Below are 26,444 nucleotides of genomic sequence, written 5' to 3'. Positions count from 1 at the left end.
TTAACATGAATCTTTCAATCACTTACGATTTGCATGATGGCTTATAAGACTGAACAATCTGAAGGTGCAAGGCAACTGCAAGCTGAAAGCGAAGTAATGCGTGTAAGGATAGACCCCAAGATAGGCATAAACAAGCTCATAGTGGAGGCGCCGCAGACATATTTCAGCTATGTCGAGCTCGCTAACGCGCTGAATGCCAAGCTTGATGAAAGCAAAAGGGCCATTGAGCCTGATAAGATAAAGGAGGGGCTGGGCATAGAGAAGGCCAGGCTTCCGACATACTCGCAGTCCAACGTCACCATGGCTGCAAATGCCATATATTCTTTCATAAAGAACGTCGATTCCGATCCAAGCAGCAGGAAGAAGTTTTTCGCTGAAAAGCCAGTGAGCGTATACTATGCAACTGAGAGCAATCCGGATTTCAGCAGGCCTGAAGCAGAGATAGCCTTAGGCCTTGTGTACTCGAGGCTTCTTGAAGAGGATGAAAAAAGGTACAGGCCGTATGTCGAGGCACTGAAAAATTCAGGGCTGCAGCAGAACACCTTTGCATGCGCGGGCGCAGGGCTGGCGCTTTCGAGCGCCCTTAGTGAGATATATTCAAATTCAAGCTTCGGCATAGGCAGCTCGGCAATAATAATATCTGCCGATACTGCAGTATATGACAGCAAAAGGGCTCCGGATGCCGAGACAACGCAGGGAAGCGCAGCTACGCTTATGTGGGTAACCACAGAGCCAGAGCTCGTAAGCATAAACTACAAGGGCGCGTACGGGAGGTTCAACGTGCCTTTCCCGGATTTCACAAAATTTGGAGCTGATACCCCGTTCGTGCACGGAAAGTTCTCGGAGAAAGGCTATGTCTATGCGGTGGCCATGGCACTGGGCAACATGGAGAGGAGCAACAAAGCCATCTATGGCGACGAATACATGGAGAAAATGAAGTTCTTCATAAGCCATGTGCCTTTCCCCAAGCAGGCCATATACTTCGCTAGCTTCCTTTTCGAGCACTACCTCAGGAACTACGAGCCGGACATGTTCGAGGCCATGCAGAAGAGGGAGTCCCTAGGGGCAAGCCCCCTTGGAAGCAGGGGCCTTGCTGAACTTTTCACCGGAAAGCTCGTGGAATTCCGTGGCGTGCATGATACTGACATAGTGCCCTATATAGAATCTGACAAGGAGATAAACGCATACTGGGAATGGCTGAGAAAGCTTAAGAAGCAGCCGGAATTCGAAAAGTTTCTCGATGACATGCACATAAAGGACGCACTGGTGCTGCCGGCGCAGGTCGGCAACTCGTATACCAGCTCTACAGTAGTGGCGATAGCCAGCCTCCTCAAGAGCGGCAAAGTTCAGCCTGGCGATGCAGGAGCGTGTGCGTTCTTCGGAAGCGGGATGGTTGCTCTGGCTTACCAGATGGAGATAGCAGCCACGCAGGAATCAGTAGCCAGGAACCTAGTTATCGGAATCGACAGAAAGGAGGGGCTTCCCTTAAAAGCGCAGGACTACGAGCCCATCCATGAAAAGCTCATATTGGGCGATGCAAGAAGGTCAATGATAGACGAGGAAAAGAGCCTTATAGACATGGATGCAGAGATGCTCAGGGGAAAGCTGCCCGAAGGGTTCCTTATAAGGAGGCGCAACGTGAACGGGACATGGGAAGCGGAATTCGTGGAGAATGGCGAGCGCCATGTTCTTAGGCCGAGGCTGTAATCCCTGCTGTATTCAGAATAGGTTACGCTAGTGGCTTGAGGCCCTTTGCCATTCTTCCAGGCGCTTTCGGTGGCTTCAGGTACTTGAATGTCTTTGAAAGGGCGAGCTGGCTCAGGGACGTGTCTACGCCTACGCTTGCTATAAGCCTGTTAAGCATGTATGTCCTTGCAAAAGGCTTCAGCGTAGGGGAAGGGCATGCATCCACTATGATTTTCTTTGCATCAGGCTGTTCTACAAGCTTCGTTGCTTCGAGCAGCGAAGGGAACCCTGAGCGCATGCCTGAAGTCGCATCCTTTGCATATTTTTCAATCATGCCTACATCTATGCCGAGTATCTGGAACATCTTCGAGTCTATAGAAGAGCGTATGCCTGCAAGGTGGTACGCTATCTCCTCCGGCTTTGTAGCGCTTGTTATTGCAAGCCTCCTTATCGCGACCCATTCCTTGTATCTCACAGAGAAATCAACAAATTCATCAGGTTTATCTTCCACGGAATGCACCATACATGTATTATTGCATCTTCAGTATGTAATAGCCTGCAGCCTTCTCTCGCGCAACGCGCTTTATCACGCCTTTTTTTGTAAGTTCTACAAGAGCGTTCGTTACAAGACCTTTTGGCCTGTTGGACTTCTTCATAATGTCGTCCGCAGTCTTTATTGTCTTTTCATTTGTTGCACCGAGCTCCTGCAGCGCCTTCATTATAATCTGTTCTGTTGGGTTTAGATCCGCCATTTTAGCACCTTCATACGATTAATCGTTACTTCTTGGACCTCGCTTCTTTCCTCTTGGGCCTTAGAACCTTGTAACCGCACTTTCGGCACATCTTGCTGCCGGCCTTGTTGCGCGTCTTGCACCTCCTGCATATCCATATTCTAGACAATTCTGCGTCTGCTAAAGGAAACTTTCCCATTTGATTGCACCTTTATTGGTAATTGGCCGATTAAGCCCTAAAAACATTCTTAATTAGCATTTATCTTTTCTTGATAATATTATTAAATATTTCTGAATTCTCGGCGCACGTCATGCCAGTTTGATTTGCATAGCCGCTAGCCAAGCGACTTTGCCTTTTCCGTTATCTTTGCCAGCTTTTCTATAAACTCCGGCCCTTCGCCAGTCTTTACAGGCTTGCCGTCCTCCTTTCGCAGCATTAGCTTTGCGCTTGAGCAAGCTTCCTCGACAGAGCTGCCTTTTAGAATCATGCCCACAGCTGCCTGCTCCTTGCTTGAAAGCCTTACACCGTTAAGGGTAAAGTCCTCAAATGCAGCGTATGCTACCGGGACTACGCTCTTTACAATTTCGCCCATCTTCACTGCATACTGCCTTATCTCCCATTGCGCATGAGGGTCAAGCCTCAGGGAGAGGAAGTGGAATGTGTTGTGCAGGTTGCTCTTCCAATACCATTCGGTATAGAAATTTAATGGCAGCACCATCCTTGCAAGTTCCCTTGCAACGCCGCGCTCTATCAGGTCCGAATAAAGCGCATATGCTTTGCCTGAAAAGGCCTTTATGTCCTTGGCAGTAGCTTCCTGCGTTTCGGCGGATAGCTTTCCTGCTTCGCGGCCCTGCCTGTTCGTTGTTGATTGCGCCTGTATCTGCGCGAGCTCAGGCACATAATACTCGTCCTTTACTATGGAATACCTTGCGGAATACTCGTTTATGCTGGCTGTCCTGTGCCTGACCCACTGCCTCGCGGCGAATATCGGCATGCGCGCCAGGAACTTGAACTCCACCATTTCAAAAGGGGTTGTGTGCTCGTGCCTCATCAGATATCTTATAAGCCCGCTGTCGTCCCTGATGCTTTTGGTGCCTGCACCATAGGACACCCTTGCAGCCTGCACTATTGAAGAATCGTTCCCCATGTAGTCTACAAGCGCTATGAAGCCGTGGTCCAAAACCTTATACTGCTTGCCTATTATCTCGTTAGCTTCTTTGACCTCGATCCTTTCCATTTTTTGCTCTTTTTGCGAAGCCTGATTGTCTATGCGTTCCATGCAAATCACTCACAACTCATGCGCATATAATATTTAAGCGTATTGCGCGCACAGGATGGCGGCATGCCAATGAGGATGCAAAATCCTGCTCAAAAATGCATGTACTCTGTTACATGCTTGTTTACTTTTATGTTTTGCTTTACTGGATTTTTGTTTCAATTGATTAATAAACTTTTTAAGCATTTACGTTTCTTTATAAGCATTTATGCACCGCTCTTAACGGGTCATAGGTGAAGAAAAGATGGCAAAAATAGCTGAGACGCAGATCGTACAGAGGCAACGCCCAAGGATTGTGGGAAAACATGTATATGGAAACATGTACGAGGTTGAAGAGCGATTCACCGCAAACCTCGATTTCCTGACAAAGCTGGTTGTGGATTCCGCCAAAATAGGAAACATGCACATAATAGAGCTGCTTACGAAAAAGTTTTCTGCATACAATGGCATACCAGGAGGCGTTTCGGTTATAGCGCTGATAGAAGAGAGCCATATAGCCCTGCATACGTGGCCTGAGAGCAGCTATGCGACATTGGATATATACTCATGTGGCGAGGCAAGCAATCCGGAATTGGCTTTCAAGTACATACTCTCAAAGCTAAAGCCAAAAAGCCACAAGATGTTCAACGCTGACAGGAGCAACATATGAGCTCCTGCAGCATTCTGGTTCTTTTTATTTTTGGTTTTATTGGTTTCCACAAGCATTAGTGCCAACGCTTAATAAGCTTAAAAACAAAAGCTGCACAGGTGAAATAGATGAGCAGATATGTAAGGCATGACAGGAACCATCCGTTTGTTGTGAAGCTTGGCGAAGTGCCAGGATTCGCGAACCTGACAAGCGACGAGAAGCTGAAGAATTTCGAGCTTCACATGTGCGCGTGCGGGCTGTCCAAGCACAAGCCTTTCTGCGACGGGAGCCACAGGAACGTGCAGAATGAAAAGCAGGGAGTGCACTACGCTTACAAGGAGGGCAACGCACAGATAGAAAACGTAAAGTTGGAAGAAGCAGGGCATAAGGAGCTGGAAGTCCCTAACGAATACGAGTAATCGTTGCTTTTTCTTGATTTTTTCTGTTTTATTCTGTAAAGGGATTACAGCGCTATTTTTAAATTTTTCTTCTCAATTCTGAACGGTGAATTGATGTCAATGGCAGACAACAACATGGCGCAGCCGGGCATGCAGGCGCAGGTCGGCAAGTTCGGTGCAGGAAGGGGCAATAGGCCAAAAGGCGTAACAATACTGGCAGTGTTCCAGATACTGGTAGGGATAATTTACGTCGCATTAGGGCTAGTGTCAGGTGCTTTGATAGGCATATTGGGCGCCGCATTTGGCGTTATAGTGCTAATAGTGGGCATTTTCGCAATCGTAACAGGATTGGCACTTTTCACAGGTAAGAACTGGGCGCGCATACTCATAATGATTGGCGGAGTGCTTGATCTTATAGACATACCAATAGGCACCATAATAGGCATAGTAATACTATGGTACTTCACAAGGCCCAATGTCAAAGCGTATTTCGGAAAGTGATTGGAGCTTTTCTTTTTCTTTTTTATTTATCTTTTTAGATAATTAGCATATTTTAGCCATATTGCTTTAAACCACAAAATTTTGCATGGCTAAAGGAGGCATTTATATTTTTTATGATTCAACTATATCCATGCAAAAACCAAAAAAGCTAAGCGAAGGAGACACCATAGGAATAATTGCGCCTTCTGCAGGGCTCTATTTTCAGCACAGGCTCGATAACGCAATAAAGTTTTTGGAATCGCAGAATTATAAGGTTAAAGAATTCTCATGCACGAGAAAGGTGAACTTGTGGGAATCCGGGACTGCTATTGAACGCGCCAGGGACATAATGGACGCTTTTAAAGATAGCGAGGTAAAAGCGATAATAGCCCTTACCGGAGGAACGGTTGCTACGCAGACGCTAAAGTATTTGGATTTTGATGAGATAAAGAAAAACCCGAAGATTTTTTGCGGGTACTCGGACAATACGATACTTCACCATGCGTTTAATACCCAGGCAGATTTAGTAACTTTTTATGGGCCCTGCGCAGCCACGCAGTTTGGAGAATATCCCAAGCCATTGGATTATACCCTAGATTATTTCAATAAGGCAGTTGCTTCAACAGAACCAATAGGTAAAGTCAATCCGTCAAAAGAATGGACTGGCGAATTTTTGGATTGGAGCAAGAAGCTGGACTTGACACGGCCGAGAAAATTAGAGAAAAACAAAGGATTTGAGTGGATCAAGCAGGGAAAAGCAGAAGGGAGGATTTTGGGAGGTTGCATAGAATCAATTGCCCACTTGGCAGGAACTAGATACTGGCAGGATTACGATGGCAGCATATTGTTTTTGGAAATATCCGAAGGCCAGAATTTTGAGGAAGGAGATCCTTTGCCCTATGTGGATTGGTATTTGAGCCAATTGGAGATGCTGGGCGTTTTTGAAAAAATCAAGGGAATGGTCTTCGGAAGGCCTTATTACACACAAGAAGACCTTGAATTATTAAAGCAAAAGCTGGTTGAAAGGACAAGCGGATATTCGTTCCCGATATTATTCGGAGTGGACATAGGACATACTGATCCGCAGATTACAGTCCCAATTGGGGTAAAAGCTGCACTTGACTCTGAAGACAATAGATTTGAATTTTTGGAATCTGGAGTTAGGGAGTGAAAGCTAGATTTCTGTTGAAGTATAAAGCTCCGGATCTTCCCATACCCTGTGCTTGGATAATATAAGTATGGTATAGCCCATAATGGACAGATTATCCCTGAATAATAGCATGTATTTTTTGTATTTACCATGCAATTTTGGCAGAACTGCACTATCTATATCTTTCATGCGGGATTTGTTGATTAGCGAATCTACAAATGAAGTAACTACTTTATCTTTTATATAATCGAATTTGAAATTTTTGGACCAGTAGATTTCCAGGCCATTTATGGAGAAAAAGTCAACCCAGTCTTTTTTGTATAAAGGAGTTATTTTAACTTTTAAAGCGTTTGAAACATCGTTTACAAGTTTTTTTGTTGGCCTTTTTAAATAATACATAGGTATCGCAACTATAAACCCATCCTTTTTACAAACACGCATGCATTCTTTTATTGCCTTTTCTCTATTTTGCAGTAAGGAGAGCACATTCCCCACTATGACAACGTCAAATGACTCGTTTTTGAAAGGGAGCTTTGTAACATCGGCTTTTACAAATTGTATATTAGTGTACCCTTCGCCTTTGGCTCTTCTGCCAGCTTCTTTTAGGCTAAGTTCATTTATGTCTACAGAGGTTATTTTGCTTTTCACGAACCTGCTAATTTCTATAGCAGTAAATCCAGTACTGGTGCCAATTTCTAATATTGATGTATTTTGGGATACCATCAGCCTGTTTATAATTTCAAAAACAGTATTTTTGCCGCCTGGAGGCCTGTTGGTTTCTTTTACGATAGATATTAACTCATTGTAGTCCAACTTGTCCAGGTCTCCAATTTTAGCTTGCATATAATCATCGTTTTGGCATTTTTTATTTTATATTGTCATAGAAAAGTTTTTGTATTAGTTCTGCACCGAACCCTGAAGTGACACATTGCTCTTTATTGTTATTTGTAAGCTTTGCCAACCAATCAACTGTGCCACCATCTGCAATTTGTATAGTTTCGCCTTCGCCATTGGAACCGAATATATGAAAACAAGCGTTATTGTAATAGCCAAGGCCAGCTTTTCTTGCAAAATCGAAACTAAACTTTACGTTTTTATATTTGTTTTTTAATTTTTCCAACAATAATTTTTCTATAGCAAATAGGTATGATTTCCCATAAGAGGAGTATAAATTATCGGGGTTTGCTTTTATCATATCACCTATTGAGTCAACCTCTTTAGGCAAAGGTATAGAGTATTCTTTTATAAAATCAAAATCTTCATTGAAAGCATTTCTGCCTATTGTTTCCCTAGGCAGATTGAATTTTTTAATTATGTAATCCAAAAATCCCGCATCGGAAAATTTTAAACTGACATTATTGAATGTGTAGCCATTGGCCCTTAACTTTTCTATAAAGTCTAGCCATACGCTAACGTGCTCTTCCATAAATTTTATTATGATTGGTGTAGAATCCTTGTGGCGACCAGCAGAGCATATGCCCAGCAAATTAAAATGCTGCATATAGCCTTTGCTTTTATCGAAAGGCTGTAGCCTTAAAACCCTTTTCATAGTTGCAAGCTCTATGGGTGCGTCTTCGGCTACTTCACCTCTAGACATGGCCCTGTATTTTTTAATCCTTGCACATTCGAGAACTAATGGAGTTGTAGGGTCGCTCACTACTTCTGAATTGTTTATTGTTGCCAATGATATGTCTTGGCTTAATTTTGTCAAGACGGAATTGAGCCCAATTGGCATTATTGGCGACACTTCGACAGGGACAATGTTTGAAGGCAGGACAGAATAAAATAGCATTCCAAATTCAAGAATTTTTTTAGGGTTTATGCTGCTTACTCCGTAAAAATCACCTTTTGATTCGTAGTCTTTAAGAATTTCTGCAGGTTTTGTATTTGCCGAACGGATTCTGGCCATCTGGATAAGTATCGGTTTTACCTTTTCGAATGGTGCTTTGGCAAGCTTATCTGATGTCCCGTCCAAATTTAATTCTTTTTCCATTTTTTTGTATAGTTCCTTTTTATTGAATTTTTGGTCAGCCATATTTTTCAACCTCATATACGAAACAGCCTGGCTTGATTTTGATTTCGTTTTTACTATTAGCAAATTTTGTAAAATACTCCTTTAGCTCGTTGATCATTTCAGGAAGCAATGGGCTTTTGTTAAAATAAGACTCCATGTGGAAATTAAAAAATATTTCCAAAGCTTCGCCGAATGACGTATAGTGTATGGCTTTTCCTACAATGTGCTTTGTTTTAAGTTTTATAATGCCTTCATTTTTTAGTTCTTTGAATGCCTCATCTATTAGGCGTTTTGACGGGCTTTGAAACCTGATTTCTTTATATATCGGAAATGCTTTTCTCCATTGCCTCATTAATATTTTCTGCTCTTCGGAAAGCGAATCGAAATGTATAAGAAAAAATTTGGAATTATCAGCCATATTAGTTTTTACCATTTTTTTAAGAACGTTTTTGACATAAACTTTTCCTTCTGGCATGCCTTTTTTTATAAGGTTCTGGTGCACAGAATGCGAAAAGCTCCATAGACTGAATATTAAGTCGTATACCTGCGTAGTTCTTTTTATGAAATCTATAGAATCAGATTTTATGAACTGTATATTTCCGGAATCTTGAAATCTCCGCTTGGAAAAATCCAGCATATTTTTACTTAAATCAACTAATTTCAAATCAAAATTTTTATTTTTTGAATAGTTTATGAATACTTCTGTGGCTCTCCCGGAACCGCATCCGAGTTCCAAAGCCTTGATAGGTTTATTTTTATCAATACCATTCAGAAAATTTTTGAAAATATTTATGTCGCTTTTGCCTTCGAATATATAATCCTTAAGTAACCTGTTATAATAGCGAGGTTCTATGTACTCCTCAACGCTATGATTAATTTTAAGCCATGGGTATATTTGATATAAATTTTCTATTTCGTTGGCCAAACATAACACCAATCCTGACATCAAGGATAAAGTGTATTATGTACCCTAGGGAATGTAGCCACAGAATGTATATAAGGCATCTTAAGCAATCCTTGCAGCATGCGCTCCCATCCGATACCGAATCCAGATGTTTCTTTATATGTTAGTGAACTTCTAGACTGTATATAATATTTATAATCTTCTCTTGGAAGATTGAATTTTTTAGCTTTGATTAGCAGTTCTGACATATTTCTAACCCTATGCCCGCTTCCTGCAAATTCACGATAATATGGCCAGATGAAATCTGAGTTGTCTGCGACCTCGCGATTTTTATTGTCTATTATTGGGGCATGGTAAAATGCCACTTCATACAATGGGAACTCTGAAATTATTACCATATTATCCAGTTCTTTAGTAAGTTTTACTTCTTCCCATGAGCCAAAATATTTTGTAGTGAATTTTTTATATTTTGGGTTTTTGGTAGACGTGTAAAGCACATCTAAAGCTTGATCAAAAGTTATTTCTTTTATTTTTGTTGAATTTGACAATTTTTTTAAATCTTCTATATCCTCATCATATAAAAAGTAGGATAAATCTTCAATATTATTATTCAATAATTTCTTTATAGTATTAAAGATAAGTTTGGTCATTACCCTTATGTTTTCCTTTTGCGAAATTTTACCTTCAAATTCGATGTGGTGGAATTCGCTTAAGTGTGTAGCATCTGATTTCTCTTTTCTGAAAGAATTGTATATTGAGTAGACAGAATTTAAATTTTCATTTATTAGGTGTAGTTCTAGATAGATTTGAGAAGATTCAGATAAAAATATGTCTTTTTTTAAATTAAACCATTTTAACTTTACCGGGACAGTGTCGCTAGTATAGTCTATGTGCCCTTTGCCGTATAATGCGGCTGGAGAAGATATCATCCTAGTAGTCAAAGGCAAGAGAGTAAATGCGGAACCGAGCTTATTGAAATATTCATTTACTGAAAGTGCGATAGTTTGATTTATTCTTGCTATATGCTCCCATTTTTTAGTTGTCCTAAATTCTTCGATTCTTTTGTATAATTCTGCTTTTTCGATAGCATTAGAAATTTGTTTCATGGGTTTGTATATTTTGTTGCCTGAATACCCTATAGTGTGGTTTTTGTTTGGTATATATAATTCTCTCATAAAATCAATTGATAATACGGCTCCAGTTTTAATCAAATACATGCCTGTTTATGGCAATACCACCGCGAATAGATTATTTTTATCTTTCTAAAAGCATTGAACTGCATCACACATCATATTTAGATACAGAGCATAAAATATAAAGCATTATCTTTTTATTAGGGGTTATGCCAAAATGGTTCAACCATGCTGCAAGCAATGAATTAAAGTTGCCTTATTAAAAGCGATAAGATTAGATTTTAAATTTTGCAGTTTTGAAGATGTCAAAACTTTATTTATCGTTTTCCATCTGTTATTTAGCTTTAGTTTTTGAAATCCTAAACATAGATTGGAATGGAGTATCAGGAAGGGACTGCTGAAGTGAGAGAGCTCGGCTCTAAGGCCTTGAGGAGCGGCAGCTTTTTCATTTCAAGCAAGATAATCAGCGCAGTGGTCACCCTGCTATTGCTGATTTTCCTGGCCAGATACCTGAAGCCAGTTGATTACGGAATATACACCATAGTAATAGCGCTTTACACGCTCCTTGGCATGGGCGGCAACTTCGGCATGGGCACTGCGCTCAGGAAAAAGCTGTCAGAAAAGGAGGTAGGCAGGGAAAGAAAGAAGGAGCTCGTGTCTAACGGGTTCGCAATCGCAGGAATAATATCATTAATCATAATGCTGATAGGAATAGCAATAAGCGGAGTGCTTGCCAGCACAGTATACCACAATACGAGCATGTATTACCCAATAATAATAGCTGCTGTGTGCGTGCTGCTTTCGGTTCTTTTCAACCTTTCAGTAGCTGTGCTTGTAGGCTTGGGCTCAACAAGGCACTCTTCAATTGCAAACATAGTCTATGCAATATCGCAGGCAATATTCGTTGTTGCACTGGTACTTCTTGGCTACGGAGTGCTTGGAGCTGTCGCGGGCCTAGCAATAAGCCTTTTGATAGGCTTTGTTTATGCAATCCTTAACATTTATGGAAATATAGGCACTTTCGTGCCTAGATTCAAAAAGGCAATATCCAAGGAATTGGCTTCGTTTTCAATACCTGTAGTTACTTCCAACATAGCCATATCCGGAACAACAAGCCTTGCGATATTGCTGCTTGGAGTGTTCGCCACTACTGCAGTGGTTGGAAGCTATGGGGCAGCATACAAGCTTGGAAGGTTCTTTGAGCTCATAATGACTTCCATGACATTCGTGATACTTCCCGCATTCTCCTATACGCTAACCAACGAATCCATAAGCAAGAGGATTGCAGGAATCTACAACAACAGCGTGTTCTACGCTTTCATCTTCCTCCTGCCGATACTCGCTTACGCTGTAGCGACAACAAAGCCCTTGACAAGGCTTCTTTTCGGAAGCGCATACGTTGGAGCGCCTTTGTACTTCGCCTTCATATCGGTAGGCACAGTAATAGGGCTGATAGGCAGCTTTGCGGGCCAGCTCATAATAGGCAACGGCGATACAAAGAGGTTCATGAAATACCAGCTAGTAGTAGTGGTTGCAGAGGTAGCCCTTCTGGCAATACTTGTGCCATATGAAAAGGTTGCAGGAGCGCTTATTGCAGTATTCGCCGTCGGCCCGATATTGATGGACCTGCTCTACATAAAGGCCCTGCACAGCCAGTTTTCCATAAGAATGGAGTGGAAAAGGCTTGGAAGGCTGACACTATCTGCAATTATGCTTTTCATAGTGCTTTTCGCGTTGACCATTGCAATGCATTACAGCAGGGCAGCTGTGCTTGTAAACATAATAGTTGCATTGCTTCTATATCCGCCGATGCTTGCAGCTACAAAGGCGATAGAAAAGAGGAACCTGGATTTCATAGTAGAGTCACTGTCCAAGATAAGGCAGCTGAAGAAGCCGGCTTCGATAGCCATAAGGTACATTGGCTTTTTCATAGGCTAAAATAAACGTGAATTATATGATGCATGAAATGTCCCTAAATCCTGCACCGTTTGAAAAGATAAAGAATGGGAAAAAATCAATAGAAATTCGCTTATACGATGAAAAAAGAAGAGGCGTAAAGATTGGAGACATTATAATTTTCAGCAAATTGCCGGAAAAAACAGAAAAAATCAAAGTCGAGGTTATAGGGCTGTCTATTTTCAGGTCTTTCCGTGACCTTTTCTCAAACTTCGAAAAGTCAAAGTTCGGGCATGAACAGGATTTAAGCATTGAAGAGCAGATCAATCGGCAGAGGGAATACTATACTGAGGAGGAAGAACGGCAGTATGGAGTAATAGGCATACATATCAAACTCATTGACTAAAAAGGAAATAATTTATAGGTTTAACAGGTAAATAAAAGAGCGAAAGGTGCCCTGGTAGCTCAATGGCAGAGCGCCTGTCTTGTAAACTTCTTGAAAAGAAGTTTAATCAAGAATTAAATCAGGAAAACAGGAGGTTGAGGGTTCAATTCCCTCTCAGGGCTTACTTGTAAATGGATTGTTCCCCTATAGTATAATTATCTATATCTTCTCCAAAGATGAAATACATGTTATAGGGGAAAATTCAACGGCCTATAAAGTAACGCAAATGACAATATTTTTATTAGTTTTTATTGATATTATAGCTAGGGATATTATGGGGAATCATATAGGTATTTTTAGAGAGCTAGATAAAAATGAAAGAATAGAATTTGAAAGTAGAACAATAATGCCAACAGTATTTATGAAGGAAGCGGAGATAAAAAAAGTGTTAGGGAAAGAGAGAAAGGAATTCCCGATATCTTTTACTGCAACTAATGTATATGTGACTAATAAAAAGCTTTATTTCCTGATTTTATATCAAATTGGAGCAAAAGAGTTAACAAGTGAAGAAAAGAAGAGTGCATTAAGTGGCATTGCTGGAACATGGTTTGATATACCTATAACTGCAATTAGTTCTGTAGACGATAGAATGATAGAATTAAATAATTTGAATACGGAAACAGATATGAAAACACTTGTGGCCTGGGGTCTATTAAAGGAAGAAGAATTAAAGAAGGCTTCTTGTGTCGAAATCGTCTATGACGAAGAAGATGCGACAGGAAGAGCCAAGGATTATATGGAGGCTAATTTAGGCGTAAATAATTTCATGGGGAGAATATTTAATAAAGTTGAAAAAGTTTCAGATAAACTCTTTATTATAGGAAAGGAGGCAACACCTATTATTCCTTCATTAAAGAGACAATTAAAATAAGTGATGTTTTGGCAAAAAATAAGAAAGAGAATTATCTCTCATTTACTATCCTAAAGTTTTTGCCTACACTATTCCTTAAATTATCTGTAGGAGAAGCAAAGCCTTTAACCAAATTTGACTCTGTAGATTATATAAGACTAATTTTAGCTGTAATAATACTTCTAATAATATTGATGGTATTAGCTTTTATTGCTTGGTACATCATAGTTTTTATCCTTGTCATATTACTCTTTATTAGTTATAAGTATTATATCAAAAATTAGAACCAATATGTAAAGGCAATAGGATATACTGTACACTATTAGTGATTCTTATTTTATATATAGATAATGCGGTTTAATAGCAAATTTATCGCAGCGGACAGCAAAATAACGGCGGGTTCCTTATCGAGAAGAGAGCATTCTCTCAGGGCTTGTCTATAAGTGAATTGTTTCTCTATAGTATAATTATCTATATCCCCCTATACCCCCATAAGGTAAAGGACATGTTATAGAAGAGAATTCAACAGGCTAAACACATAAAAGAAGGAAAGAAAGTTAAAATCTGTGGTTAAAATAATGAATGGGCTTAGATGAGAGAATGAGAGATGATTCAACGACTATAAAGGAGCTGAAGGGCAAAGTGCAAAAGTTTTGCGAAGAGCGCGATTGGGACCAGTTTCATAATCCCAAAGACCTTGCGATAGGTGTATCAACGGAGGCTAGTGAACTTTTAGATATCTTCAGATTTAAAAGAGAAGGCGATATTAAAGAGATAATGTCAAATTCCAGTAAGCGCCAGATGATAGGCGAAGAACTTGCGGACGTCTTGTATTTTCTATTAAGATTTGCCCAAATGAACAAGTTCGATTTATCTAGCGAACTCGAAAAGAAAATAAAGAAAAACGCGGTAAAGTATCCTATAAAGAAAGCTAAAGGTTCAAATAAGAAATATAATGAGTTGTGAACATGAAATTATACGAGGGATTGACTAACGACTTTATAGATGAAGCATTACATGGCACAATTGCCGACAAGTTAAAACTTTCTTACGAAAATTATTATTTACGAAGTCCGAGCCCAGGAGAAGTAAACTCTTGGAGGAATTCTCTCAGAGTGCTTAAGGATGTGTTGGAACATTATTCGCTCAGAGATAACGGAATTGTAATAGAGTATGAACTGCCATATAGTACTAAGCGCTTAGATTGTATGTTATTCGGAAATTCTAGAGATGGTACAAGCAATGCAATCATAATAGAACTTAAACAATGGGAAACCGTTAAGGACAGTGATATACAAGATAATATAATTACATTTGTCGGAGGGAGAGAACGACTTGAAGCACATCCGTCTGTGCAAGTTAGAGAATATCATCTATATGTAAAAGACTTTGTATCAGTATTCAATCGTGATGAAAGTATTAGATTAGAATCTTGTAGCTATTGTCATAATTACTCAAAATTTCAGACAAACCCAGTTCTACTATCTCCGAAGTTCGATACGGTATTAAAAGAATTTCCTTTATTTACAAAAGAAGATTTTGATAAGCTAGGCGAGTACTTAAAAGAAAAATTGTCTGCTGGAAATGGGTTGGAACTTCTTAACCGATTTTCAAATAGCGATATAAGGCCCAGTAAGAAGTTACTAGAGCACACAAGTAAAACAATAAAGGGGGAAAAAATATTTCATCTAATAGATGAGCAGCTGGTGGCTTATAACACGATTTTGGATAGGGCGAAAAAGCTTACAAAATCAAGTAAGAAATCTGTAATAATAGTTAAAGGGGGTCCAGGTACTGGCAAATCAGTTATTGCATTGAATGTAATTGCTGAACTTCTATCTAAAAATAAGGATTTATCAATATTTCATGCTACTGGATCCGCTGCATTCACAACAACACTTAGAAAAATAGTTGGCATAAGAGCAGCAAAGTTATTCAAATACTTTAATAGTTTCTCTTCTAAGATGGTAAAAGAAAATGAGATAGACGTGCTAGTCTGTGACGAAGCGCACCGCATACGAAAAACAAGCAATTCTAGGTATACAAAATCCATTTATAGATCTGATATGCCACAAATAGATGAACTCATAAGGGCTGCAAAATTGACCATCTTCTTCATAGACGACCTTCAGGTAGTTAGGCCAGACGAGATAGGCAGTACCAAATTGATAAAGGAAACTGCTGATAAATTTGGCGCAGAAACCTTTGATTTCGAGCTAAAAACACAATTCAGGTGTAATGGTTCTGATGGATATATGAACTGGATTGATAACACATTAGACATACGCGAAACGGATCATACCTATCTTACAAAGAATGAAAAAATGGACTTTAGAATATTTGACAGCCCTGTTGAACTATACGAGGCAATAAAAGCTAAAAACGCAGAAAAGCAAAACTCTGCTAGATTAGTCGCAGGATTTTGCTGGCCCTGGAGCGATCCAAATCCTGACGGAACACTCAAAAAAGACGTTGTAATAGGAAAAGATTTTAAGATGACTTGGGAAGCAAAGAACAATGCGGCAAAATTAGCTCCGGGAATACCAAAAGCATCGCTCTGGGCTTATGATCCTAATGGCATAAATCAGATTGGTAGTATTTATACTATTCAAGGATTTGAGTTTGAATATGTTGGAGTTATATTTGGTCCTGATCTAGTTTATGATCCAGTTGAAAAGAGATGGATAGGTAACCCAAAAGCCTCTGCAGATCCTCAATTGAAGAAGAAGGGCATAGACTTCACCAAATATGTTAAAAATATTTATAGGGTTCTTTTAACGCGTGGAATGCTGGGCTGCTATGTTTATTTCATGGATAAAAACACTGAAGACTTTTTTAAATCTAGAATACAGTTATAGCAGAGCCCTTAGATACTTTAAATGTCTGATCTGTTATCAGCTAACGCTTGACAGCCTTCATTAGTAATCTCATATCCCCATATACCTTTACAATTCGAATGTCCAAGGTTTTTAAGATAACCTTTTTTCGCTAATAGGAGCACAGTATCGCGCAATTCGCCCCTATCCCCGTTGTCAATGCTGAATTTGCCTTTCTCTTTTGCAATTTTAAGTATTAAGTATTCAATCGTATTCATTTTATCGTTGTATTAAAGTAAATATATGTATATTTAAGTAAACATAGTTATTTAATATTATCTAGCTCAATTTATCTACTTATTAGTGGCTTATCTTATTGCAAAGAGTTTCCAGTAAAAATTGTCAAAAACCTAAAAAGACCAAATAAAGATTTTATTTTGCAGAAGCAAAAGTGATATCAGATAAACAGCCTTCAGATAAGCTAATAGAAAAGCCAGAAGGTGTCTTGGGCAGGTTTAAAAAATTTTCAAAGAAGAGATAGTATCATCAAACGGGATGTATATTATTGTATATCATCGGTGGGGCGGTTATTTTATAGGCGTCCACTTTCGGAGCTTATTAATAAGCAGCTCTTTTCTCCATATGCGTGAAAACAAAATAATTAAACACACCGTAGAAAGAAATAAATATGTATATAGACTATATATAGATTGATGCTATGAAGACAATCATGCTAAGCGACGAGGCGTACAAGAAGCTTGCTTCGATAAAAGGTTCCAAAAGTTTCACCAAGCTCGTTTTAGAGCTTGTTGATAAAGTCAAAGGCGTAAAGCTTGCGGACCTGGATAAATTTTTTGGAATAATCCGTAGCGATGAGGCTAGATCGCTTCAGATGCATGCAGCTAAGATCAGGAGGCGCTTCAAGGTGAGGGTCTGAAACTTTTTCTCGACTCTTCAGCAGTGATAGAGTTCCTTAAAGGCAACAAGCAGGCAAGGGAAAAGATGAGCGAAGCAGAATCGTTATACACAAGCACCTTATGCGCATACGAGGTTTTGCTTGGCGAAAAATATAACGAAGCCAAAGGCTTAAAGTCTTCTTACATACAGGTTTCGCTTTTCTTCACGCAAATTGAAACAATGGCTCTCTCTTATGATGATGTAATCAAAGCGTCTGAAATAGCCGCAAAGCTCATCAGCAAGGGCAAGAAAGTAGATGATATTGACATACTTATATCTGCGCAAGCGCTAAAGATAGGTGCGACAGTACTTACAAAGGATTTCAGGCATTTTGAAATTCTTGGCGAGGAGACAGGCTTGCTTATAGATAGGGTTTGACCTTAGAGCTTCGCATTTCCGGATATAGCGTTAGCTTTGGGATACGTAAAGCCATTATTTAAACGTCGCCAAGAGTGTCTGCCCGCTAAAACCGGCCTCTGGGACAGCTTTTTCTGATATGCGATTATCAGGGCTTGGCAAATTTTAAATTGAAGACAATACGTACACTACTGCAAAAATGGTGCCAAATTCCCTTCAATCGCCCAATCCCTTGAGCTCTTTCTTTGAAAAGAGTATTTCCTTTAGCTCTTTGTCCATTGCCTTGTCATGCCTTCTTATCCACTCTAGCAGCAGCGCTGCATGCTCCTTCTCGTCATCGCGATTGTGCTCCATAACCAATTTGAGATCTTTGTCCTTGGTTGCATCGGCCCTCTCATCATAAAACATCATCGCTTCGACTTCTTCTATTAAGGATTGCCTTGCCCTGCTCAAATCTTTTACTCCTTCACTCAAATCCTCAGCTATTTCGTACCTAGGCATTTGCTCACCATAGCCAGATTATGCAATCAAAGCTTATACGACTTGCGCAATACCTGCATTCCTGCCTTGGTTATTTAGCGCATGGCAAAGGAGCTGAAGAAGGCTAGGAGCATGATATATCAGCACCTATGCGAGTTAAAGGACACTGGATACATTGATGAAAAATTCAACATAACAGAGGCGGGCAGAATGGTTCTGCCTTGAAGTTGTCAAACATAAATATTTTTATTTAATTGTTGGCATTTGCAGATGGATAAAGACTTCTGGGACAGTGTTTTTACTACAATGCGCCTCTCGGGGCTATACGCCTGATATCATAAAATTAATATTCCTTATAGACAACGGAAAAAGGCGTGATTAAGCCCTTTTCAGAGCCTGCTACTATTTAAAAGAATCTTTGTACATATAACGTTTGCCTTCTGCCATTCCACGCTTTACATTTTCATTTTCTTTTTCAAGATTTTCTATTTCCTTGCGCACATCATCAGAAATTTCTTGTGGTACTTTCTTTGACAGCTCATGGTAACGGGAATCCCTTAACATGCGTATTGTGTTCTCTCTCGAATCATCAATATCAACAATCTTTATTTGCAAATAATAGCCAAATATTTTAGCAATATTTGGTACATCTTTTAGAAAATTAATCGTTTGGGCACGATCTTCATCGTTCATATTTATGAAGGAATATGCAAGGGACTTGCCAACCGTGTCATCCAAAGAACTTGGGCCCAGGCTAAAGGATCGTGCCAATATAGAAACAAAAACAGGATCGTTTGCTTTAGTTGTTTTTTGTTTAGAAGTTTCGCTTGACGGGCTTGCCGTCGTTGTTGACGATGTTGTCATAATACCACAAAGTCACTCTATTAATCCAAATATTTATATCTATCTTATGGCAGGCTTGGCTCTAAAAGTGTGCTCCTAACCCTACTTTATGAGCAGATTTAACGCTTTAGGAGCGAGATAGGCTAAAGGAGCAAAGCCTTGAATAAAATGTACAGCCAGCTGCGGCATCCGGGAAGGTATTTATAACTTGAGCTGCATATTAAAATGAGTTGATGGTTCGCTTACGCAAATCTGAAACTGAAAATTGTAATGGCTCTGCATCTTGCATGCATGGCAGGGAAGAAGCGATGGTCTCTAATTCTGATGTCCTCATCACAAAACATGGAGTCGAAATGATGCTCAGGCGCAAAATAAATTCGGCAGACCTAATAGACGCAATATACGACTCTGAAGAAATAAGCGCCACAGGTGAGGAAGGCGTTGAAGTGAGAAAACACGCTTCCGGAAGAATAAACCTAGAGGTTATATGCAAGCAGGTTAGAGACGACAACAAGCATTACAAGATAAAGGTAATAACAGTGCACAAATCAGTCGCATGAGGCTTTGGTACAAGCCATATGCGCGCTCAGAGCTTGTAATGCTCCTTTATTAAGGCTGCAACCTTCTTCGGGCCTATGCGCGTATTGTCTATTATCATGTTGTCCACATAGCTTATTGCTGCGTCTATGTCATACTTTTCAAGCATTCGCTTTAACGCTTTCTTGGACTTTATCTTGCTGAATTCGCGCCTTGACTGGTCACTGACCCTTCTGTACAGCTCTTTCTTGTCGCATGTCAGCTTGACAAAGCAGATTTTGCTGGAGTGCGATGCCGCATGCCTTATCAGGCGCTTTATGTACCTGTCATCAATGCCTGGTGCGTAGACAAAAGTCGCAATGAGGCCTTTCATGCTTGAGTTTATTGCCCTCTTCAGCAATTCCATCCTGTATATGGCTACAAGCTCGTTGTATTCCTTTGTGCCATAATCAAACACCGGCAGGATCGCCTCCACTGCAATATGGTTGTGGTATATTCTGTAGCCTGTAATCGCGGACAGCGCCTTTGCTACTGTCAGCTTGCCCACGCCAGGAGGACCGTAAAGCAGCACTAGTTTCATGGTATCGCGCACCAATTTTCGCACAGGCGTTTAACGCTGAGCCTGCTATGCTTTGATTAGTAAGAATTAAATATGCTAACAGGGCATAAAAATTCGGTTAAATGATGCAGAAAAAGGCTTGGATTGCCATATTAGCCATAATAGTGATTATCATAGTAGTGGCAGTAGCGTACATAGGGATTGCTAGCAGGCCTCCGGCGCCCCCTGCGCCTACGCTCAAAAGCGTCTATTCCTCATACACCTATGCCGCCGCGTCGCTCTTCAACGTTTCCAACGCCAGCATACTTACAATAACGCCGCTTAATAAGCCTGCCGATAGGGGCAACTTCAGCAGGATCTCAAGATATTTGGTAAACTATACTGAAAACGGGAAAAGCTATTACCTTCCTAGATGGTTTTCTTTTACATTTCCGAATGGCTCGGCTTACCTGTCGGGCATGCAGGGCAGCAGCGTGAAGTTTGCGTTCTTTATGAACGGCACTGATATAAGGACTTTTACGCAGAACCCTGCAAGCGGCATACCAGTAATATTTACTTATTATGTCAGCAGTGTAAGCCAAACGCCTGGAGGTGTATTTTACAATTTTACAATCGCACCTGCAGGCGTCAATTCAAGTGCGCTGATAAGGCAGCCGTTTCCAAAGGAAGATGCATTCTATACTATAGGCTTTGAATACGGAGGAAAGGTTTACCTAGTGCCGTCTTATGCGGTATAAGCTATCCCATGGCATTTCGCTTATGTGCGCTTAGCAAAATGTGCGTAGCCGAATATCCTGTATTCTATGGTCGTCTTCAGCATCAGAAAAACCCTCGGGCTTATGCCTCCTTTTACGTTGACGTAATCTATGCACACCTCCCTTATTGGTTTTCCGGCCTTGCTGAGTTCGTAAAGCATATTGAGGTCGAACACCACATCCTCTATGGCAAGCCTTTCAATCACAGCCCTGAGGGCGTTGGCCGTTACAAATTTGCAGCCGCATTGCATGTCTTTTATCTTGATGCCAAACATGTAGCGCACAAGGGTTGCATACAGTGTGCTCATTGCCCTGCGCGAGAAAGGTATGCCAGCAGCATTAACGCCTTTGCATTTGCGCGAGCCCACTGCACAGGCTGCATTGCCGCTTGCTATTTCGTTTATCACCTTGATTATCTGGCCGGCGCGCACTGCATCGTCGGCATCCACAAAGCCGATTATATCCCCATCGCTGGCTTCGTTAATTACGGACTTGAATCCTTGGATTATGGCTCCGCCCTTGCCATGGCTCCTGCCTGCCAAAAGCCGCAAGTCGGCGTAATTTTCATTGAACTTTGCTACAGTATTATTAGTAGGATCTTGCTCCGAATCGGTTACCACCACCAAGGTAAGGCTGCCATACGCATGCTGCAGGCTTTTGTAGTCCTCTAAGGCATTGCCTATTCTGTTCTGCTCGTTTTTTGCTGGCATTATTATAAAAACATGCAAGGCATCACGCTATTTAGCTTCGTATATCATAAGCGGCGGGGCTTCATTGCTGTATGCAGAGAAAGGGTTTTTGTATTCTTTCACGAGCGCTATGCCGCTATATGATGCAAGGCATGAGGTAGTGGCGTTTTCTATCTGCGGGCTTAGCGCGAAGGCTATTGTTCCGCCTCCTACGAAATACTCTTTGGTAGTCGCATTGGCTGCCACATTGCTTAGAAATGCGCTTGTGCAGTTTGATGGCAGCATGACCAATGAATATTTAGACCCTGTCATGATGTTCACCTCACCCGCAAAAATAGGGTTGGCATAAAACTCTGCATTAGGGTTCTGCTTTACGAATGCTATAAAAGAATGCAATGTGGATACCGAAGCCGAATAAAAGCTAGTGTCATGCGCTAAGAATAGCACGTTTGCCGCTATCATCAGCGCCAAAAGGGCGTATGCTCCGATCCTGGATCTCTTTGTTCCAAGGAATTTGCTTATGCCAAGGCTAACCACTATTATGATTGGCAGCTCCAGCACAGTGCTTATGTAGGGCTGCATGCTTATCATTAGAAATGACAGGTGGCCGTTTGCGTATAGGAATTTTGTAGGCATGTTCATGAATATGTAATAAAGGAGCGCCATTGCCCCGAAAAACGACGTGTATCTTATCCTGTATTTGATGCCTATTGGTATAAAGGCAACAAAGGCGTACGCCATCAGGGAAAAATAATACAGCGGGTAAACCTTGCCGGTTATGCCTACATCGAGAAAATTGAATATTATAGGTATGTAAAAAAGCGGGCTGCCTGTGACGTAGGAAAAGCTTACAGGGCCGGCATTGTATCTTACTATGCTTTGGGTGTAAAGCTGGTATTCGTATATGTGGGATTCTACCGCAGGGTAGAGCAGGAAATTTCCGGACTGCGCAAGATATACAAAGCCCATTATCGAATATGCCAATACGAATCCTGTGAGCAACAGCGCAATGCTTATGGCTGCCTGCCTTGATTTGTGCAGTGCTTCGGCCAAGAAGTATATGGCCTCGAAAAACAGCAGAAACAGGCTGACAGGATTTATCAGGTAGCCCAGGCCTATGAATATTGCGCTTAGCAATACGAACAGGTATTTGCGCCTTTGCATTGAGCGCTTTTCTTCAATTGACAGCACAAGAAAGTATGTAGCTGCAGCCATCATCGCGACTGCGGGGATTAGGGGCTGTACCTGTGTGGAAAACAGTACGTCTATGGGCAGGAAGGCCAGAAGCAGGCCTCCGATGACAGCTGCACGATACCCAGAGATCTTCCTCAATATTAGGAATATGAATACCAATTCAATTACGGAAAAGAGCATCACGTATGCAATGCTTGCAGCCGCGGAAAAGCCGACAAGCTTTTGGAGCGCTATTTCAGGCATGACGAACCCGTCATAAAATTCAAACATCTGCACCGGATTGAACAGCGCATTTGTGACGTCTGAAAAGTTTGCATTTCTGTAAGCTGCAAAGCTTATTGCATTGTGGGATGATACTGCGCTTGAAAACATGTTTAGATAGATGCCCTCGTCCTGGGTGTTGCTGAACACAGGGCCGGTATAGAAATATAGACGTGCCGAAACGAGCAGCAGAGCAAGCAGGGCTATGGTTATTATGTCCCTTCTGAGCTCCTTGCCGTTGCGTTTGCGGTTTTCGTTGTTGCTTTTGGCTGGCAAATTGCCAGCAGCACGTTTATCCCCATAGGCGCGCTTTGCATCATGTAAACGCTTTTTGATGGCCATTGTTCAAACACACTAGAGGTATTCTTAAAAGGAAGATTTAAATATATCCTGCAGAATATATATCTTGTCACCTTTGGAGCGCCATCGGCATCATGCTTAAGAGGTGAATAAAATGGAAATGAAATCAAAGTCCGAGGCGCGTCCGCCAGTGAGCATTGTTGAGGCAATGCATTACGAACGGCGAAGTTATGACATGAGGGTATTGGAAAAATACCTGAGACGGGATGGCTGAAAACCATTCTTTCCCTTACAAAGGGGCACTTATTATATTTTACTAATCATGCAGCTCTTCCTTTGGGAGCGTCATCCTTGAGAAAGACCTGTCATCCACTTCTATATACATGCAGTAGCCCAAGTTCTCCTTAAGCTTGCCGTCAAGGCTTTCGCCAGGTATCGCGTCTACTTCCTCCTTTTTATACTGCGGCGTACGCATATCGAGCCACCTCGAATCCGAATGCGTGCTTGAAACGAGCCTTGATGCCTTCTTCAGCACGTCTTCGGTAACACCAATGTTTTTATGCGCTCCTGAAGTCGCCTCCAGCAATACGACATCCGCAATCATGCGCTTTACAGCGTCTGTCCTTTCCGCTCCGGAAAGGCCCTGTGCCTTTTTTATTATCTCTGAAGCGGCAGGCGCGGATTTCAGGGCATCATATTCGGAATAGGTATGCCTGCCGATCCTGCGCTCTGATAGCAGCATGCGCTCGAATATCTTGTCCACTTCGTAGTGGTCTACCAGAAGCAGCCCATGCAGCAATGCGCTGTCAACGCCCCAGAATATGGCGTGGCTCGCAATTACTTTCTGGTCTACGTTTACTGTTGAAGCCCTGTTGTCTGCATAAACATCTTCTACCCCAAGCTTTTCCAGCGAATTTACCAGTATGTCGGCAAAATATTTGCGCATGTCATTGAAATACTTGAAGCTGCCGTCCCTTGGAACGGTAAAAGAATACGCAATGCACGCCTTATCGAATTCCACGTGCGAGCCTCCAGTAATTCGCCGCGCAAGGTCAAAGCTCTGGTCAATATGCTTGATGTTGGCTTTTGATTCGCCATATCCTATGACGACCGAGTCCTTTGGCACGTTCCAAAAGCGCACAGTGGCTACCTTGCTGGCAGCGCTTCTGCTTAACAGGTATTCTTCCATGGCCATATTCTGGCTTATTGGCAGCGTGTTCGTGCCCCAATATTCATAGTCAAACATCTGATCATCTGCTTGGAAAGCGGATTAGGAATGAGGCTTACTTTGCCCTATATCATTTGACGTGCAGATTTATAAATGAGGCGCACTGGATTGTGCAATGTGCGGGCCGCATGGCCTTGCCCAAAAAGGCAATACTTCATACGATGCAAAGAATATCACATGGCAACATATAAATATATGGGGATGTGATGGGTTTTTAGTGATTTTATGACATTATTCAAAAAGAAGGAGCCTGCTGCTCAGCGCGAACCTGAAAATGGCACTGAAACAAAAAGCCAGGATAGCGCAAAGCGGCCCAACCTTGTCAATGTTGATCTTAAGGAAGTAAGCGCGCAAGAGGCAAAGGAGTATATAGCACAGGCAAATTCAGCAATAGTATACAAGAATGAAAAAGAGCTCAGGCTTTTTAGCGGCGCGTTCGTACTGGCACGCCTGAAAATTGCAGATGCCGATGTGGAAAGCCTTTTGGGCGGATTCAAAGCAACACGCGAGACGCCTGTCATAAAAATGTTTGAAAAGGCGTAGAGGTATTGCTTTATCTTTTATTGTAGAACCTGCTTTTGCTTTCGCGCCTGCGGTTCATGCCGCTGCCGGAATGCTGGGATCGCTGCGGATATTGCGAATGCTGCCTCTGGAATCCATGGCCCCTGTTGGCGCTATCCCTGCTGAAATACTTGCCGAAGTTTATGTGCTCGAATTTGCTGGCGTTTACGTCTATCCTGTTAAGCTTTATTCCGGCAAAGGCTTCTATGCTTCCCACCAGACCGTAATCTTCCCTTTCTATTATCGTAAATGCCCTGCCGTTCCTGCCCATTCTCGCTGAACGGCCGACGCGGTGCAGGTAAACTGCAGGCTCTTCGGGTGCATCGAAGTTTATGACATCTGATACGTCTACTATGTCTATGCCCCTGGCAGCAACGTTTGTCGCTATGAGTATGCCCTCTTTGGCATGCCTGAAATTCTGCATTGCGTATTCGCGCTTCGCCTGGGTCATGCCGCCGTGCAGCATTATTGGGCTATAGCCCTGGTCGCGCAGTATCCTGTAAATTACTTCAGTGCTGCGCTGCATCTTCGAGAATATAATCGCCTTTCTGGGCTTGTATTGCTCTATGTATGCAAGAAGCGTTGAAAATTTTGATGTGCGGCTCACCAATGCGTAGGTGTTCTCTATGTGCTTCACTGCGAGCTCCTCTTCGCCGCCGACTTCTATGCTCTTTATGGAGCGCATGTATTCGTATGCAACTTCCTTTATCTTCTTTGGCATCGTTGCTGAAAAAAGCATCATCTGCCTGGTTGGAGGGAGCTTTTCTATTATATATTGTATGTCTTCGATGAATCCCATCTCCAGCATTATGTCCGCTTCGTCAAGCACAAGCGTTTTTATGGAAGACAGGTCAAGGGCGCCCCGCTCCATCAGGTCTATTATCCTGCCTGGCGTCCCAACGACTATGTTTGCGCCGCGCTCTATCCTTTCTATCTGCGGGTTTATTGAAACGCCGCCGTATACTATGGCGGTCCTGGCACCAGCATATTTGCCTATGCTGCGGAATACGCCCTCTATCTGCAGCGCAAGCTCCCTTGTCGGCGCTATAACCAGCGCCTGGACGCCGCTGCCGGACAGCCTTTGCAGTATAGGTATGGCAAATGCCGCGGTCTTGCCGCTTCCAGTCTTTGACCTGACTATCAGGTCCTTGTTCGCAAGCGCTTCAGGTATTGTCTCTGCCTGAACTTCTGTCGGGCTTTCAAACCCTATTTCGCTTAGCGCTCTCAGTATGCTTTCCTTAATGCCGAATTTTTCAAATGTTTCCAATCAATCACGTATGGTCCATACTGTTATGCAGTATGCAAAACAAGCACC

Annotated in this window: 30 protein-coding genes and 1 tRNA gene; 16 read left to right on the top strand and 15 right to left on the bottom strand. The window is 41.8% G+C overall.

Annotated elements, in window-relative coordinates; all coding sequences use genetic code 11:
- Positions 1 to 96: 96 nt before the first annotated feature.
- Positions 97 to 1,707 carry a hypothetical protein gene (locus M1125_02205; protein MCL5404631.1) on the top strand — a complete coding sequence of 537 codons (1,611 nt, stop codon included), beginning with the start codon at positions 97 to 99 and terminating at the stop codon, positions 1,705 to 1,707.
- A 22-nt stretch (positions 1,708 to 1,729) separates the two neighbouring features.
- On the opposite strand, the gene M1125_02200 is transcribed toward M1125_02205, so the two are convergent.
- The 4 genes from M1125_02200 to thyX form a co-directional block, all read right to left on the bottom strand.
- Positions 1,730 to 2,197: a DUF2666 family protein gene (locus tag M1125_02200; GenBank protein ID MCL5404630.1), complete on the bottom strand. Its 468-nt coding sequence runs from the start codon at positions 2,195 to 2,197 to the stop codon at positions 1,730 to 1,732.
- 19 nt (positions 2,198 to 2,216) lie between these two features.
- Positions 2,217 to 2,438 (bottom strand): transcriptional regulator, encoded by a 222-nt coding sequence (locus tag M1125_02195; protein ID MCL5404629.1) that lies wholly within the window; start codon positions 2,436 to 2,438, stop codon positions 2,217 to 2,219.
- Positions 2,439 to 2,463: 25 nt separating this feature from the next.
- Entirely contained in the window at positions 2,464 to 2,616 is a 153-nt protein-coding gene (gene rpl40e, locus M1125_02190; GenBank protein ID MCL5404628.1) for a 50S ribosomal protein L40e, read from the bottom strand.
- 136 nt (positions 2,617 to 2,752) lie between these two features.
- Entirely contained in the window at positions 2,753 to 3,697 is a 945-nt protein-coding gene (gene thyX / locus M1125_02185) for an FAD-dependent thymidylate synthase (GenBank protein MCL5404627.1), read from the bottom strand.
- Between the two features lie 241 nt (positions 3,698 to 3,938).
- Between thyX and speD the strand changes: the two genes are divergently transcribed.
- From speD to M1125_02165, 4 genes are all read left to right on the top strand, one after another.
- The gene (gene speD, locus M1125_02180; protein MCL5404626.1) at positions 3,939 to 4,343 is read left to right on the top strand and encodes an adenosylmethionine decarboxylase; all 405 of its coding nucleotides are present in this window, start codon (positions 3,939 to 3,941) and stop codon (positions 4,341 to 4,343) included.
- A gap of 107 nt (positions 4,344 to 4,450) precedes the next feature.
- Entirely contained in the window at positions 4,451 to 4,741 is a 291-nt protein-coding gene (locus tag M1125_02175) for a CDGSH iron-sulfur domain-containing protein (GenBank protein ID MCL5404625.1), read from the top strand.
- 93 nt (positions 4,742 to 4,834) lie between these two features.
- Positions 4,835 to 5,221, top strand: coding sequence for a hypothetical protein (locus M1125_02170; protein ID MCL5404624.1), 387 nt, complete (start codon positions 4,835 to 4,837; stop codon positions 5,219 to 5,221).
- Positions 5,222 to 5,351: 130 nt separating this feature from the next.
- Positions 5,352 to 6,371, top strand: a complete 1,020-nt coding sequence (locus M1125_02165) for an LD-carboxypeptidase (GenBank protein MCL5404623.1) — start codon at positions 5,352 to 5,354, stop codon at positions 6,369 to 6,371.
- 3 nt (positions 6,372 to 6,374) lie between these two features.
- Here M1125_02165 and M1125_02160 read toward each other — a convergent pair whose 3' ends face one another.
- From M1125_02160 to M1125_02145, 4 genes are read right to left on the bottom strand one after another with little or no spacing between them, the layout of a single operon-like run.
- The gene (locus M1125_02160) at positions 6,375 to 7,193 is read right to left on the bottom strand and encodes a class I SAM-dependent methyltransferase (GenBank protein ID MCL5404622.1); all 819 of its coding nucleotides are present in this window, start codon (positions 7,191 to 7,193) and stop codon (positions 6,375 to 6,377) included.
- 22 nt (positions 7,194 to 7,215) lie between these two features.
- On the bottom strand, positions 7,216 to 8,385 hold the full coding sequence (locus tag M1125_02155; protein MCL5404621.1) for a hypothetical protein: 1,170 nt from the start codon (positions 8,383 to 8,385) through the stop codon (positions 7,216 to 7,218).
- Positions 8,378 to 9,289, bottom strand: a complete 912-nt coding sequence (locus M1125_02150) for a class I SAM-dependent methyltransferase (protein MCL5404620.1) — start codon at positions 9,287 to 9,289, stop codon at positions 8,378 to 8,380. Before M1125_02150 ends, M1125_02155 begins: the two co-directional genes overlap by 8 nt.
- 20 nt (positions 9,290 to 9,309) lie before the next feature.
- Positions 9,310 to 10,443 carry an asparagine--tRNA ligase gene (locus tag M1125_02145; GenBank protein MCL5404619.1) on the bottom strand — a complete coding sequence of 378 codons (1,134 nt, stop codon included), beginning with the start codon at positions 10,441 to 10,443 and terminating at the stop codon, positions 9,310 to 9,312.
- Positions 10,444 to 10,776: 333 nt separating this feature from the next.
- Between M1125_02145 and M1125_02140 the strand changes: the two genes are divergently transcribed.
- The 8 genes from M1125_02140 (at position 10,777) to M1125_02105 (ending at position 17,743) form a co-directional block, all read left to right on the top strand.
- Entirely contained in the window at positions 10,777 to 12,339 is a 1,563-nt protein-coding gene (locus M1125_02140) for an oligosaccharide flippase family protein (GenBank protein MCL5404618.1), read from the top strand.
- Positions 12,340 to 12,355: 16 nt separating this feature from the next.
- A complete protein-coding gene (locus tag M1125_02135) occupies positions 12,356 to 12,703 on the top strand; it encodes an ASCH domain-containing protein (GenBank protein ID MCL5404617.1) in 348 nt (115 codons plus the stop codon).
- Positions 12,704 to 12,751: 48 nt separating this feature from the next.
- Positions 12,752 to 12,864, top strand: a tRNA-Thr gene (locus tag M1125_02130).
- Positions 12,865 to 12,878: 14 nt separating this feature from the next.
- Positions 12,879 to 13,613: a hypothetical protein gene (locus tag M1125_02125; GenBank protein ID MCL5404616.1), complete on the top strand. Its 735-nt coding sequence runs from the start codon at positions 12,879 to 12,881 to the stop codon at positions 13,611 to 13,613.
- Between the two features lie 561 nt (positions 13,614 to 14,174).
- Positions 14,175 to 14,558 carry a nucleotide pyrophosphohydrolase gene (locus tag M1125_02120; protein MCL5404615.1) on the top strand — a complete coding sequence of 128 codons (384 nt, stop codon included), beginning with the start codon at positions 14,175 to 14,177 and terminating at the stop codon, positions 14,556 to 14,558.
- Between the two features lie 2 nt (positions 14,559 to 14,560).
- Positions 14,561 to 16,450, top strand: a complete 1,890-nt coding sequence (locus tag M1125_02115; protein MCL5404614.1) for a DUF2075 domain-containing protein — start codon at positions 14,561 to 14,563, stop codon at positions 16,448 to 16,450.
- 676 nt (positions 16,451 to 17,126) lie between these two features.
- On the top strand, positions 17,127 to 17,345 hold the full coding sequence (locus M1125_02110; protein MCL5404613.1) for an antitoxin VapB family protein: 219 nt from the start codon (positions 17,127 to 17,129) through the stop codon (positions 17,343 to 17,345).
- A 65-nt stretch (positions 17,346 to 17,410) separates the two neighbouring features.
- Complete coding sequence (locus M1125_02105) at positions 17,411 to 17,743, top strand: type II toxin-antitoxin system VapC family toxin (GenBank protein ID MCL5404612.1); 333 nt, start codon at positions 17,411 to 17,413, stop codon at positions 17,741 to 17,743.
- A 195-nt stretch (positions 17,744 to 17,938) separates the two neighbouring features.
- Here M1125_02105 and M1125_02100 read toward each other — a convergent pair whose 3' ends face one another.
- Together M1125_02100 and M1125_02095 are read right to left on the bottom strand one after the other, a co-directional pair.
- Positions 17,939 to 18,223, bottom strand: a complete 285-nt coding sequence (locus M1125_02100; GenBank protein ID MCL5404611.1) for a ferritin — start codon at positions 18,221 to 18,223, stop codon at positions 17,939 to 17,941.
- Between the two features lie 381 nt (positions 18,224 to 18,604).
- On the bottom strand, positions 18,605 to 19,066 hold the full coding sequence (locus tag M1125_02095; protein ID MCL5404610.1) for a hypothetical protein: 462 nt from the start codon (positions 19,064 to 19,066) through the stop codon (positions 18,605 to 18,607).
- A 266-nt stretch (positions 19,067 to 19,332) separates the two neighbouring features.
- Between M1125_02095 and M1125_02090 the strand changes: the two genes are divergently transcribed.
- Positions 19,333 to 19,605, top strand: coding sequence for a hypothetical protein (locus M1125_02090; GenBank protein MCL5404609.1), 273 nt, complete (start codon positions 19,333 to 19,335; stop codon positions 19,603 to 19,605).
- A 26-nt stretch (positions 19,606 to 19,631) separates the two neighbouring features.
- Here M1125_02090 and M1125_02085 read toward each other — a convergent pair whose 3' ends face one another.
- Complete coding sequence (locus M1125_02085; GenBank protein ID MCL5404608.1) at positions 19,632 to 20,162, bottom strand: AAA family ATPase; 531 nt, start codon at positions 20,160 to 20,162, stop codon at positions 19,632 to 19,634.
- A 101-nt stretch (positions 20,163 to 20,263) separates the two neighbouring features.
- Here M1125_02085 and M1125_02080 point away from each other — a divergent pair, with 101 nt between their 5' ends.
- Positions 20,264 to 20,878: a hypothetical protein gene (locus M1125_02080; protein MCL5404607.1), complete on the top strand. Its 615-nt coding sequence runs from the start codon at positions 20,264 to 20,266 to the stop codon at positions 20,876 to 20,878.
- A 20-nt stretch (positions 20,879 to 20,898) separates the two neighbouring features.
- Here the strand turns inward: M1125_02080 and M1125_02075 are convergent, their stop codons facing one another.
- The 3 genes from M1125_02075 to M1125_02065 form a co-directional block, all read right to left on the bottom strand.
- Positions 20,899 to 21,624 carry a glycosyltransferase gene (locus M1125_02075; GenBank protein MCL5404606.1) on the bottom strand — a complete coding sequence of 242 codons (726 nt, stop codon included), beginning with the start codon at positions 21,622 to 21,624 and terminating at the stop codon, positions 20,899 to 20,901.
- A gap of 9 nt (positions 21,625 to 21,633) precedes the next feature.
- Positions 21,634 to 23,316 carry a glycosyltransferase family 39 protein gene (locus tag M1125_02070; GenBank protein MCL5404605.1) on the bottom strand — a complete coding sequence of 561 codons (1,683 nt, stop codon included), beginning with the start codon at positions 23,314 to 23,316 and terminating at the stop codon, positions 21,634 to 21,636.
- 340 nt (positions 23,317 to 23,656) lie between these two features.
- Complete coding sequence (locus tag M1125_02065; protein ID MCL5404604.1) at positions 23,657 to 24,586, bottom strand: hypothetical protein; 930 nt, start codon at positions 24,584 to 24,586, stop codon at positions 23,657 to 23,659.
- A gap of 207 nt (positions 24,587 to 24,793) precedes the next feature.
- Here M1125_02065 and M1125_02060 point away from each other — a divergent pair, with 207 nt between their 5' ends.
- The gene (locus M1125_02060) at positions 24,794 to 25,111 is read left to right on the top strand and encodes a hypothetical protein (GenBank protein ID MCL5404603.1); all 318 of its coding nucleotides are present in this window, start codon (positions 24,794 to 24,796) and stop codon (positions 25,109 to 25,111) included.
- A gap of 10 nt (positions 25,112 to 25,121) precedes the next feature.
- Here M1125_02060 and M1125_02055 read toward each other — a convergent pair whose 3' ends face one another.
- A complete protein-coding gene (locus M1125_02055) occupies positions 25,122 to 26,396 on the bottom strand; it encodes a DEAD/DEAH box helicase (GenBank protein ID MCL5404602.1) in 1,275 nt (424 codons plus the stop codon).
- Positions 26,397 to 26,444: the final 48 nt, after the last annotated feature.

The sequence above is a fragment of the Candidatus Marsarchaeota archaeon genome (assembly GCA_023485295.1).
Classification (GTDB): Archaea; Micrarchaeota; Micrarchaeia; order Micrarchaeales; family Micrarchaeaceae; genus Micrarchaeum_A.
This window is presented reverse-complemented; position numbering and strand designations above follow the sequence as displayed.